16 protein-coding genes are annotated in these 11,480 nt (G+C 60.6%); 6 read left to right on the top strand and 10 right to left on the bottom strand.

What is annotated here, in order from left to right:
* The 6 genes from J1D76_RS20225 to J1D76_RS20200 all read left to right on the top strand — a co-directional run.
* On the top strand, positions 1–1,238 hold a 1,238-nt coding region (locus tag J1D76_RS20225), incomplete at its 5' end, for an RHS repeat-associated core domain-containing protein (RefSeq protein ID WP_421140111.1).
* 3 nt (positions 1,239–1,241) lie between these two features.
* The gene (locus J1D76_RS20220; RefSeq protein ID WP_421140110.1) at positions 1,242–1,637 is read left to right on the top strand and encodes an Imm50 family immunity protein; all 396 of its coding nucleotides are present in this window, start codon (positions 1,242–1,244) and stop codon (positions 1,635–1,637) included.
* A 115-nt stretch (positions 1,638–1,752) separates the two neighbouring features.
* Positions 1,753–2,055, top strand: coding sequence for a hypothetical protein (locus J1D76_RS20215; RefSeq protein WP_421140109.1), 303 nt, complete (start codon positions 1,753–1,755; stop codon positions 2,053–2,055).
* A 23-nt stretch (positions 2,056–2,078) separates the two neighbouring features.
* Complete coding sequence (locus J1D76_RS20210) at positions 2,079–2,456, top strand: hypothetical protein (RefSeq protein WP_421140108.1); 378 nt, start codon at positions 2,079–2,081, stop codon at positions 2,454–2,456.
* 108 nt (positions 2,457–2,564) lie between these two features.
* Positions 2,565–2,798 carry a hypothetical protein gene (locus tag J1D76_RS20205; RefSeq protein WP_421140107.1) on the top strand — a complete coding sequence of 78 codons (234 nt, stop codon included), beginning with the start codon at positions 2,565–2,567 and terminating at the stop codon, positions 2,796–2,798.
* 56 nt (positions 2,799–2,854) lie between these two features.
* Positions 2,855–3,742 (top strand): LysR family transcriptional regulator, encoded by an 888-nt coding sequence (locus J1D76_RS20200; RefSeq protein ID WP_421140106.1) that lies wholly within the window; start codon positions 2,855–2,857, stop codon positions 3,740–3,742.
* A 21-nt stretch (positions 3,743–3,763) separates the two neighbouring features.
* Here the strand turns inward: J1D76_RS20200 and phnP are convergent, their stop codons facing one another.
* Genes phnP through phnF form a run of 10 tightly spaced genes read right to left on the bottom strand, consistent with a single transcriptional unit; the run spans position 3,764 to position 11,455 of the window.
* A complete protein-coding gene (gene phnP / locus J1D76_RS20195; RefSeq protein WP_421140105.1) occupies positions 3,764–4,513 on the bottom strand; it encodes a phosphonate metabolism protein PhnP in 750 nt (249 codons plus the stop codon).
* Complete coding sequence (gene phnN / locus J1D76_RS20190; RefSeq protein ID WP_421140104.1) at positions 4,504–5,073, bottom strand: phosphonate metabolism protein/1,5-bisphosphokinase (PRPP-forming) PhnN; 570 nt, start codon at positions 5,071–5,073, stop codon at positions 4,504–4,506. Before phnN ends, phnP begins: the two co-directional genes overlap by 10 nt.
* Entirely contained in the window at positions 5,073–6,218 is a 1,146-nt protein-coding gene (locus J1D76_RS20185; protein ID WP_421140103.1) for an alpha-D-ribose 1-methylphosphonate 5-triphosphate diphosphatase, read from the bottom strand. Before J1D76_RS20185 ends, phnN begins: the two co-directional genes overlap by 1 nt.
* On the bottom strand, positions 6,208–6,927 hold the full coding sequence (phnL, locus tag J1D76_RS20180; protein ID WP_421140102.1) for a phosphonate C-P lyase system protein PhnL: 720 nt from the start codon (positions 6,925–6,927) through the stop codon (positions 6,208–6,210). Before phnL ends, J1D76_RS20185 begins: the two co-directional genes overlap by 11 nt.
* Positions 6,928–6,955: 28 nt before the next feature.
* Positions 6,956–7,762 (bottom strand): phosphonate C-P lyase system protein PhnK, encoded by an 807-nt coding sequence (phnK, locus tag J1D76_RS20175; protein WP_421140101.1) that lies wholly within the window; start codon positions 7,760–7,762, stop codon positions 6,956–6,958.
* Complete coding sequence (locus tag J1D76_RS20170; RefSeq protein WP_421140100.1) at positions 7,759–8,631, bottom strand: alpha-D-ribose 1-methylphosphonate 5-phosphate C-P-lyase PhnJ; 873 nt, start codon at positions 8,629–8,631, stop codon at positions 7,759–7,761. Before J1D76_RS20170 ends, phnK begins: the two co-directional genes overlap by 4 nt.
* Complete coding sequence (locus J1D76_RS20165; protein WP_421140099.1) at positions 8,624–9,700, bottom strand: carbon-phosphorus lyase complex subunit PhnI; 1,077 nt, start codon at positions 9,698–9,700, stop codon at positions 8,624–8,626. Before J1D76_RS20165 ends, J1D76_RS20170 begins: the two co-directional genes overlap by 8 nt.
* Positions 9,700–10,290, bottom strand: a complete 591-nt coding sequence (gene phnH / locus J1D76_RS20160) for a phosphonate C-P lyase system protein PhnH (protein ID WP_421140098.1) — start codon at positions 10,288–10,290, stop codon at positions 9,700–9,702. The genes J1D76_RS20165 and phnH overlap by 1 nt, the downstream gene beginning before the upstream one ends.
* Complete coding sequence (gene phnG, locus J1D76_RS20155; protein WP_421140097.1) at positions 10,290–10,739, bottom strand: phosphonate C-P lyase system protein PhnG; 450 nt, start codon at positions 10,737–10,739, stop codon at positions 10,290–10,292. Before phnG ends, phnH begins: the two co-directional genes overlap by 1 nt.
* 11 nt (positions 10,740–10,750) lie before the next feature.
* Entirely contained in the window at positions 10,751–11,455 is a 705-nt protein-coding gene (gene phnF, locus J1D76_RS20150) for a phosphonate metabolism transcriptional regulator PhnF (RefSeq protein ID WP_421140096.1), read from the bottom strand.
* Between the last annotated feature and the right edge of the window lie 25 nt (positions 11,456–11,480).

The following is an 11,480-nucleotide window of genomic DNA, read 5'->3' as shown; positions in this document are numbered from 1 at the left end:
ACCGCCTGACCCGGGTGCGCCATCTGCGCGACGAATCGCTGGAACACATCAGCCACGACCTGGCCAACAACCTGCTGATCCACAACCGCCCCGGCCCCACCCGGATGCAGGGCAACCGCCTGCGCCAACGTGATGACAGCCATTACGACTACGACGCCTACGGCAACCTGATCCGCGAACGCCGCGATAACCCAAGCCAGGTCACCGAATACCACTACGACGGCCAGCACCGCCTGACCAGCGTCACCACCCCGGACGGCCGAAAAGCAAGCTACCGCTACGACGCCTTCGGCCGACGCATCGCCAAAACCGTTGACGGCCAGACCACACAGTTCTTCTGGCAAGGCGAGCAACTGATCGCCGAAAGCGGCCCCAACCACTACCGCAGCTACCTCTACGAACCCGGCACTTTCCGACCCTTGGTCATGCTCGACGGCAAGGGCCGCCAAAACGCCCTCCCGTTCTACTACCAACTCGACCACCTCGGCACCCCGCAGGAACTCACAAACCACGACGGCCAACGGGTCTGGTCAGCGCGCTACAGCGCCTACGGCAAACTGCGCGAAGTGAGCCACGGCGGCGGCGAACCACTGGAACAACCGCTGCGTTTTCAGGGCCAGTACTGCGACGCCGAGAGCGGCCTGCACTACAACCGGCATCGTTATTACCACCCGGATCTTGGACGTTACCTGACGCCGGATCCGGTGAAGTTGGCGGGTGGGTTGAATCCGTATCAGTACACGCGCAATCCGACCGGGTGGGTGGATCCGTTGGGGTTGAGCGGGAATTGTCCGGGGGCGAATAAATCGGGTTGCTCTGCGCCGGATGATATTTCTGGCGCTAAGGTTAATGAGGGAGAACCATCAGTTCCGGATGTATCAAGACGAGGGGCATTTCGGCAGGCTAAAGCCGATGCGGGGATTCCCAGAAGTCAGCAACCGGACATTCAGGTGGATGATTATAGTGGTAGGGCTAGCCAGGTTGGCTATGTCGATATGACTGATAAGAATGGTAAAAGCATTTTGAATAATCAGGGTGTGCCAATTAGGACCAGGCATTATCAATTTACTCGAGAAGACGGATTTACACTTGTGCTACAAGATCATGCTGCGGGCCATAAATTTAATGCAAAAAACAATGCGGGTGATCAAGGTCCACACTTCAATGTCCGACCGGCGGATAATTTGCGAAGTGGGAAGGTTGAGGGCGCAAAAAAGCACTATCCATTTGGGAGGTAAAGTATGAAGTATTGGAACGATTTCGAAGGTAGTGTTTTTTTTAATATGGTATTTAGTGGGTTGATTGAGGTTGGTGAAGTAAAGCTGTTTTCATTCAATATAGATAATGTTGGCGCGACAGTGGCTTTGGCGTTCGACATAAAAGAGTTGCCAGACAAACCTCCGCTGAAATGGAGGGCTATAAACTATAATGCCTGTCGTGTCGGAATAAGCTGTAGCGAAGTGAGCGATTTGTCAGTTAGAGATCTCCCAACAAGCTCTGTGCTGGCGCTGACTGTTGAACGCTATGATTCTCGATTTCGAGTGTCGGTTGGTGCGGAGAACTCATTGATAGAGTTTACTGCTGCATACGTAAGACTCCGTGATCCATCTGTTTACTTTACTGATGATGTTTTTTGAAATTCAAGGTGATCCAGTTATTGGTGGCAGGCTTATTGCGAAGTTTTACGGACAACAAACAGGTGGCTTTTGAGGTCTGTTGATTGGTGTATTGAGAGCAATGTTAGGAGTATGGATGGTTGATTTGGCGTTTGTCACTGGAGTAATTTCTTATGATGAATTGTCTTTGTTAAGAGGTGACGACCTGGTAAATCAGGTTGGCGTTTTGAAGGAAGACATGTTGCAAGTTTTGTATTCGTCATCAATTCTGCTAGATGTTGGTTGGTATCCTTCATTTGATGCAAGTGGAGGTTTTCAGATAAGGGCAATAAAGGATTGTGATTGGGAATCGCCGATATTCTTTACAAAAGCTGCCACAATTGCGCTGCTTCTTAAGGAGCTAATTGCTGCGCAAAATAAAATTAATAGGTTTTTTTAACTGGGTGCGGCGGTCGTTCTAAAATGATTATGGAGTATGTGGCGCTTGTGCTGTCGATTCACGAGAGCGTCGAGGCGGAGGTCGTTTTGCTCATTGGAAGCGTAGAAGCTAAATGCTTTATAAGCTACAGCCCATCAAAAATAGAAGTGGGAAAGCAATACAAAGTCGAATTCGAGATGATGCTTCCGGACAAGCCTCTTGTCATACTTTCTGAAGAGACAACGCAGGCAATTGAAATGATGGGTGGCGGGTTTTCGTGTGTTCTTTCCGGGTACTTGGACAATGACGTCTTCCGCTCGTTTGTTGATTTTTACGATCAAGACATCCACTACGACTATCCAGATCTCAACAAGCAATACGTGAAGATTGCGGTGGATAGAATTGATGTGTCTTTTGATTGAGGCAGGAAATTTCCGGACAAGGTCTTCGGAAGTTTCCTTCCAACCCCGGCGGCATCCATGAACTAGTGCGCATCTACTCCGTCGATCCTCAGCGATCGCCATAACGATGTGGCCGAGGCCTTCGGGTTGCGCTTCGCGTTGCCGGACTACCTGATCGAGTTGTATAAAAACCTGCGCAATGATCTGTCGGCCTTCAACGATGATCCGTCCTGGACATTGCCGATGCCGGCGCGTTACGTGATCGGGCAGGACGGCGTGATCCGTTACGCCGAGGTCAACCCCGATTACACTCAGCGTCCAGAGCCTGAAGCGATGCTGGGTGCGATTCGCGGTTCGCACTGACAACCTCCATCCCTTGTGGGCTTAAGACAACTCCAGGATTTGCACAGGGACCTTCAATGGACCGACTCGGCGCAATGGAAACCTTCGTCTACGTGGTGGAAACCGGCTCGTTTTCTGCTGCCGCCCGGCGCCTCAACATCGGCCAGCCGGCCGTGTCGAAAACCATCGCGCAACTTGAGTCTCGGCTGGCGGTGCGGCTGTTGCTGCGTTCGACGCGAGGCCTGACACCCACCGAGGCCGGGCTGGCCTTTTTCGATCGAGCCAAACGCGCCATCGAAGAGGCCGATGAAGCCGATAACGCCGCCCGCGGTTGCGCCAGTGGGCTAAGCGGCAACCTGCGTATCTGCGCGGCGGTCACCTTCGGCCGGCTGCACATCGTTCCGCACCTGGGGCCTTTCCTGGAGCAAAACCCCGAGCTGAACATCGACCTGATGCTCGATGATCGCAACGTCAACCTGGTCGAAGAAGGCGTCGATATCGCCCTGCGCATGGGCGCGTTGAGCGACTCGGGCCTGACCGCCCGCAAGATCGCCGAGTGCCGGCGTGTGGTCCTGGGCACACCGGCCTACTTCGAAAAACACGGCGAACCCACCTCCCCCGCCGACCTGTGCAAGCACCAGGCAATCGTCTACAGCCTCGGCGGCGGCGCCAACTGGCCATTCAACAAGGACGGCGAAGAGCAGTCGGTCATCATTAGCGGCCGGATTCGCGTCAACGCCGCCGAAGGCCTGCGTGAAGCCGTGCTGGCACACCAGGGGCTGACCATGGCCTCGCAATGGATGTTCGCCCCGGAACTGGCCAACGGCTCGGTCCGCGAAGTGATGAAGGACTGGGCGCTACCGAACCTGGATTTGTGGGCAGTGTTCCCCACCGGGAGAATGGCCAGCGCCAAGGCGCGGGCGTTTGTGGAGTATGTGCAGGGGTTGTTGAAAAAGGGGGCTTGAAAGCTTGCGATCTTGCCCCTCCTACAACACACACCCATCAAACCCAACCCTGACATTCGCCGGCAACTCGCTGAGATGCTTCATCAACCACGCATCCAGGGTGTGCCCGACATGGGTCAATACCGCCGATGTGGGTTGCAACTCGTCGATGCATTGCAGAGCCAAGGTCAGGTCATTGTGATTGCGCGGCGCCTGGGGTTGTGGCGGCATGGAGCAATCCAGCACCAGCACGTCCAGCAGTTCACGCTGCAGCCAGTGCAAGGTGTCTGGTGGCAGGCCTACGGTGTCGGTCAGGTAGGCGATGCGCCGCCCTTCCCCTTCCAGCAGATAACCGAGGGTCGGTTTCGAGTGTTGCAGCGCCAGCGCGGTGACGCTGAGTGCGCCGAACTGCCGGGTTTCGAAACCGTCGAACGGCTGGCTGAAGTCGAGTATGCCGGGGTGTTTGTAGAGGTCGGCCAGGCCTTCCGGGTCCACGGGGCCGTGGACCGGAATCACCAGGCCCTGGCCCCAGCGCAAGTGCAGAAGGCCCTGGGCGTGATCGGCGTGGTAGTGGGTCTGGAAAATGCCGTTGAAACTGCGCGGTGGAAAGCGTTCGCACAGGTCAGGCAAGCCGCTGTCGATCAACCAGCGCTGACCGGCGCATTCGATCAACGCGCTGCACGGTCGACGCTGCAAGCGCTCGTCGTAGCGGGCCGCATCGCACGCCGCACACTCACAACCGTAGACCGGAACCTGCCGGGCATCGCCGGTGCCCAGCAATGTCAGGCGCATGCGGCTTGACCATCGATGCAGGCCAGCATGCGTTGCACCGTATGCTCCAGTGCCCCGGAGTTATCCAGCACGTGCAGCGTCGGGTCTTTGTCGGCGAGCACGCGCCGGTTGAAGCGGGCATTGCGCGCCAAGCGGGCGTCGATTTCGGCCACCGACTCCCGCCCGCGTGCCAGCAGGCGCTCGCACAATACGGCCTGGTTCACGGTCAACAACAGCACCAGTACATTCGGGTAACGCTCGCGGGTTTTCTGCAAATGCCCCCGCGAGCCATTGACCAGCACATCGTGCCCGGCGGCCAGCCAATCGTCGATTTCCCGAGGGATGCCATAGGACAACCCGTTAGCGTGCCAGCACAGGGCAAATGCCCCTTCGGCCTCCATGTCGGCAAACTGCTGCGGGCTGACGCCCAGTGCCGCCTCGCCCACCGCTTCCGCCGAGCGAGTGATGACCCGGCGCACGATACGGCAACCGCGCTCGGCCAACCGCTCGCGTGCGGCATCCAACAGGCTGTCCTTGCCTGACCCTGAGGGTCCGATGAGATAGATCAACCTGCCCGCCATCAAAACACCCTCTTCGCTTGTCGCCATACTTGCTGGACCACTGGCAAACCATCCTGACTGCGCGCCTGGATCAAGTCGGCGCGTAGCCCTACAGCGATCTCGCCGCGGTCATTCAACCCGGCCGCCCGGGCCGGATTCAGGCTGACCATGCGTACCGCTTCGGCCAGGCCGATCCGTTCGCTCTGCCCTGCCAGCACGAACGCCGATTGCAGCAGGCTCGCCGGGTAGTAGTCGCTGGACAGAATATCCAGCAAGCCTTCGGCGGCCAGCGTTGCGGCGGCCACGTTACCCGAGTGCGAACCGCCGCGCACGATGTTCGGTGCGCCCATCAACACTTTCATATTGCGCTCGCGGCAACCGCGCGCCGCCTCGACCGTGGTCGGGAACTCGGCGATGGTCATGCCGTAGCGCGCCGACTCTTCAACATGCGCAAGCGTCGCATCATCATGGCTGGCCACCGACAAACCACGACCCAGGCAATGTTCGACAATCGCTGCGCGATAACGGTCGCTGTAGACCCGCGAGTTGGCCATTTGCAGGGTGATGAATTCGTCCATCTGCGGGGTGGTCAGGTGGTATTTGCCCATGTAGTACTCACGGTACTTGGATTCGAGCACGAACTGGCGCTGACCCGGCGAGTGGTCCATTACCGACACCAGTTGCACCAACGGGTTTTCCACCAGATCGCGAAACACGCTGAGCGTATCCGGGTGGCACAGCTCGCAACGCAAGTGCAGGCGGTGTTCGGCGCGGGTCAGCCCGGCGTCGGTGGCCTTGGAGATCGCATCGAGCATCGCCGGCAGTTTCTGCATGCGATTGCCCTTGGGGTTCACATCGCCGATGGACACCGCGTCGAACACCGTGGTGATGCCGGCCGCGATGATCTGCGCATCGTGGCTGAGCACCGCCGGCACCGACGGCCAGTCCACGCCGGGGCGCGGGGTCATGTGGCGTTCGAGGTTGTCGGTGTGCAACTCCACCAGCCCAGGCAACAGGTAATCGCCGTTCAGGTCCAGCGCTTGCGGCAGACGGCTCGGGCCTTCGGCGACCTCGGCGATCACGCCGTCGCGCAGCACCACGGTGCCGTAGAACACCCGGTCAGCGGTGACCAGTTGGGCATTGCTGAGGATCTGTTCAATGGGCATCGGCGTAGTCCTTTTCGGGCAGGGCGGCGGGCGTCATGTCGAAATGACGATCAGCAACCGCCTCGCGGGCGAGGCGGTCGTGGAAGATGCCGATCAACGCGGCACCGGCGGCTTTTGCTTCATTCATCAGTTCCAGCACCACCTGGCGGTTGCTGTCGTCGAGGGATGCGGTCGGCTCATCCAGCAACATCACCGGCCACGCGACCATGAAGCCGCGGGCGATGTTGACCCGCTGCTGCTCGCCACCGGAGAAGGTACCCGGCGCCAATTGCCACAAGCGTTGCGGGATGTTCAGGCGACTGAGCAAGGATTCGGCCCGCGCTTGCGCCTGCTCCTTGGTCCAGCCTCGGGCCAGGGCTGGCTCCATCACCACGTCCAGGCACGCCACCCGCGGGATCACCCGCAGGAACTGGCTGACATAACCCAGGGTACGCTGACGCACTTGCAGGATGTCCCGGGGTTCGGCGCCGACCAGTTCCAGCCATTGGCCGTCGTGTTGCAGGCGAATGCTGCCGCCCGCCGGCAGGTAGTTGCCATACAAGGTGCGCAGCAAGGTGCTCTTGCCCGCACCGGACTGACCGTGCAGCACCAGGCACTCGCCCGCCGCCACACTGAAATCGACACCGCGCAGCACGTTGAGGACCACGCCGTTCTGCTGATGCAACGTGAAGGTTTTCGAGAGGTCACGGACCTCGATCAAGGTTTTCATTGCTCGGTTTCCACAGTTGGACGGGGCTTCACGGCTGCAACACCGATGACACCAGCAGTTGCGAATAAGGGTGCTGAGGGTCGTCGAGGATCTGGTCGGTCAGCCCGGTTTCCACCACTCGCGAGCGGCGCATCACCATCAAGCGATCCGCCAGCAGACGCGCCACCGCCAAATCGTGGGTGACGATCACCACCGCCAGATCCAGTTCACGTACCAGGCCACGCAGCAAATCGAGCAAGCGCGCCTGCACCGACACATCGAGGCCACCGGTCGGCTCGTCCATGAACACCAGCCGTGGGCTCGACACCAGGTTGCGAGCGATTTGCAGGCGTTGCTGCATGCCGCCGGAGAACGTGCGCGGCAAGTCGTCGATGCGCTGCGGATCGATTTCCACCTGGCTCAGCCAGTCCAGCCCGGCCCCGCGCAGTTGCTGGTAGTTGCGCACGCCCTGCGCCATCAGACGCTCGCCGATGTTGGCCCCGGCCGACACGCCCATGCGCAAACCGTCCCGCGGGTTCTGTTCGACGAAGCCCCATTCGGTGCGCAACAGCGTGCGGCGCTCGGCTTCGCTGGCGCTGTACAGGTCCAGCCAATGGCCTTGCTTGTCGCGGTAACCGATGTGGCCGCGTTGCGGCGGCAGGCGACCGCTGAGCAGCGACAGCAAGGTCGATTTGCCCGAGCCGGACTCGCCGACAATCCCCAACACTTCGCCGGGGTACAAATCGAAACTGACGTCCTGGCAGCCCTTCTCCGGACCGTACAACAACGACAGGTCACGCACTCGCAACAGCGGTTCAGTGACCACCGACAACTGGTTTTTCAGTGCCTGGTTCATTGGCCCGTCTCCTGCTGGCTGACGCGCTGGGCGCAGTAATACGTGTCGGAACAGACGAAGCGCTGGGTGCCCGCGTCGTCGAGGATCAGTTCGTCGAGAAACGATTCACGGCTGCCGCAAATGGCGCAGCACGCTTCCCATTTCTGCGCTTCGAACGGGTGGTCCTCGAAATCCAGACTGGTGACGCGGGTAAACGGCGGCACCGCGTACAGACGCTTCTCGCGGCCCGCACCGAACAGCATCAGCGCCGAGCTCATGTCGAGTTTCGGGTTGTCGAATTTGGGGATCGGCGAGGGGTCCATCACGTAGCGTTCATCGACCATCACCGGGTAGGCGTAAGCCGTGGCGATGTGGCCGAAGGTGGCGATGTCTTCATACAGCTTGACGTGCATGACCCCGTAATCGTTGAGGGCGTGCATGGTCCGGGTCTCGGTTTCCGACGGTTCGATAAAACGCAGCGGCTCGGGGATTGGCACCTGATAGACCATGATCTGGTCGGCGTGCAGCGGGGTTTCCGGGATGCGGTGACGGGTCTGGATGACCGTCGCGTCCGGCGTACTCTCGGTTGTTTCAACACCGGCGGTGCGGGCGAAGAAGCGGCGGATCGACACGGCGTTGGTGGTGTCGTCGGCGCCCTGGTCGATGACCTTGAGCACGTCCTCGGCACCAAGAATCGCCGCGGTCAATTGCATGCCGCCGGTGCCCCAGCCGTAAGGTAACGGCATCTCGCGGCCGCCGAACGGCACCTGGTACCCGGGGATCGCCACGGCCTTGAGCAAGGCGCGGCGGATCATGCGTTTGGTCTGCTCATCGAGGTAGGCAAAGTTGTACGCGGCGTCGCGCACCGGAGCCTGGCTCAAGTCATTCATGTTGGTTGCCCTCGGCAGGCTTGCGCAATTTGCGGATCAGTTCCAGTTCGGCCTGGAAGTCGACGTAGTGAGGCAGCTTGAGGTGCGAGACGAAGCCCGCAGCCTCGACGTTGTCGCAATGCATCAGCACGAACTCTTCCTGCTGCGCCGGCGAGACGATCTCTTCGTTGTATTCGTCGGCGCGCAATGCACGGTCGACCAGCGCCATGCCCATGGCCTTGCGCTCGGCGTGTCCGAAGGCCAGGCCGTAGCCCCGAGTGAACTGCGCCAGTTCCGTGGCCGTGCCGACGAACTGGTTGACCATTTCGCATTCAGTGACTTCGATGCTGCCCAGGTTGATCGGGAAACCCAGCTCTTCAGGGTCGATCCACACCTCGACTTCACCGATGCGGATTTCCCCGGCGAACGGGTGATTACGGCCATAACCGCGCTGCGTCGAATAACCCAGCGCCAGCAGGAAACCTTCGTCGCCACGGGCCAGGGCTTGCAGTCGCTGGGCGCGACTGGCGGGCAATTCCAGCGGATCGCGGGTGATGTCCGCCACGGTTTCGCCATTGTCCGATTCGGTCTTGATCAGACCTTCCTGCGCCAGCAAACCGAGAACGCGCGGGCACGCTTCGAGGCTCGTTTCAGGGTCGGCCTGCGGCCCTGGATATTCACCTTCGGCCAGCAACGCAAAGTCCAGCAGTCGATGGGTGTAATCGAAAGTCGGACCAAGCAGCTGTCCGCCTGGCACATCCTTGAAGGTGGCTGACAGTCGACGGCTGAGCAGCATGTTCGCGGTATCGATCGGCAGGCTCGGGCTGAAGCGCGGCAACGTGGTGCGGTAGGCACGCAGCAGGAAGATCGCTTCCACCAGATCGCCGGCGGCTTGCTTGATCGCCAGAGCCGCCAGTTCTTCGTCGTAGAGCGAGCCTTCGCTCATGACCCGCGCCACGGCCAGCGGCAGTTGCTGGCGGATCTGCTCGACACCGAGTTCAGTGACCGACGTATCGCCCCGGCGTTTTTTCGCCAGCAGGCGGTGGGCGTTGTCGATGGCCTGTTCGCCACCTTTTACGGCTACGTACATCAGGCGCGCTCCTGTGCGATGCGAGTGCTGCGTGGCAGGCCGATCAGCTCGTGGCCGGCGGTGAAAAACAGGTCCAGGCCCCGGGGGAATTGATTGTGGCGTTCGCGTTCGGCCCAGAAACCGTCGGCCAGCGGCAGGCTGACCGTGTGCAGGGTTTCGATGCCCGGCCCCTGCCAGCCCAGCCCTTCTCCACCCACCAGCAAAGGCAACTCCACCAGCAAGGTGCAGGACTGATCGGGGTAACGGTCATTGCCGGTATCGAAACCGCTGAGGTCGTGCAAATCCGCCGCCGCCAGCACAGCAAAACGTGCAGTTTCGCGGTTTGCGGTCAGCGGGCAGCCGCAGTGAAACGCCAGGTTGGCGCGGATCGTTGGCGTGTCGAAGGACGGCGCCAACCACAGCGGCGTGTCGACATCCAGCAACGCCAGGCATAACGCGTAGGTCGCCGGCGCCAGCCCTTCGAGGGTCGGTGCCGCCTGTAGCGTCTGGATCAAGCCAGGGCTGGCCAATGCCTTGAGGGCGGTGCGAAAGCCACGTTGGGCATCCAGCACCGGATCGCTGAACGCCGGCTGTAACAGTTGTGCGCTCATCAGTTTTCTCCTCGCACGAGGGTGAAGAATTCGACTTTGGTGGCGGCGGTTTCCGCCTCTTTTGCGGCCCGGCGTTCGGCTTGCGCCGTGGCCAGCGGCGTGATCAGTTGCGCCAGCCAATGGCGTTGCTGCGAGCCCTGCAAATGCGCGTCGGCCAACGCGGCGAGTTCGGCGTGAACCTTGTCGCGACCCGCCAGGTAGCTGTAGCCAGTGCGGCCATCGGCCAGTCGCACCACGCAACGGGTCACACTCATTTCGCCAACGTTGAACGGTGCGCCATTGCCGCCCATGCGACCGCGGACCAGGGTCATGCCGATCTCCGGGGCGCGGATCAGTTGGTACTCGACATCGCGCAACGCATCTTCGAAAGGCTGCAATTGACCGCGACGGGCGCGGGCCAGCACGCCGATCCAGTGCTGGCGTTCGGTGTGAGGAACTGGGTTTTGCATGGACTTCTCCATCAGGTGACGACCTGGTACTGGAAGCGATCGGAGCGGCTGGTGGACTGGGCCAGCTCCACGGCACGGCCGTCGCGATCGCGGGAAAGGGTGAACACGCTCAGGGCCGGCAGATGCCGGGGCATCATCAGCAAGGCGGCTTCTTCGCGGTTGGGCAAACGGGCGCCGATCAAGCTTTGCGTGCGGGTCAGTGGCATGTCCCGTTCACGCAGGTACTGGCGCAGCGAGCCACCGTTGTAGTCCGCCAGCAGCGGCGCATGGCTGGCGCAGTAGCGGTGGCGGATCAGGCTGACCGGTTGGTGGTCGAGCTTGCGCAAGGTCTGCAATTCGATCATCGGGGCCATTTCGGCTAGCCCTAAGTGCTGCGCCTCTTCACGGCTGGCGAAGCAATAGCGGCGCTTGAGCAGCAACGCCTCGACACCCAGGCCCTGGGCCGACAGTGATTGGCTGTAGGCACTGTCGGCGGTCATCGAGTAAATCAGCGGCCGCTCCAGCACCTGGGTGCCCTTGCCCTGGCGGCGCAACAGGCTGCCCTCGAACACCAGCTCATCAATGGCGCGGCGCAACGTGTGACGGTTGACCCCGAAGCGTTCGGCCAACATCACTTCGCCCGGGAGGAAATCCCCGGCGCGGTAATCCGCCAACTCGCGACGCAGGATATCGGCCAGTTCGCGGTACACCGGCTCATCTTGTCTAGACAAGTTCATGCTTTAAAAAAAGCGCCCGCGGGCA

It is taken from the genome of Pseudomonas sp. NFX15 (assembly GCF_049132105.1).
In the GTDB taxonomy this organism is placed as follows: Bacteria; Pseudomonadota; Gammaproteobacteria; order Pseudomonadales; family Pseudomonadaceae; genus Aquipseudomonas.
The sequence above is the reverse complement of the archived record's forward strand: the minus strand, read 5'-3'. Positions and strand labels throughout refer to the sequence as shown.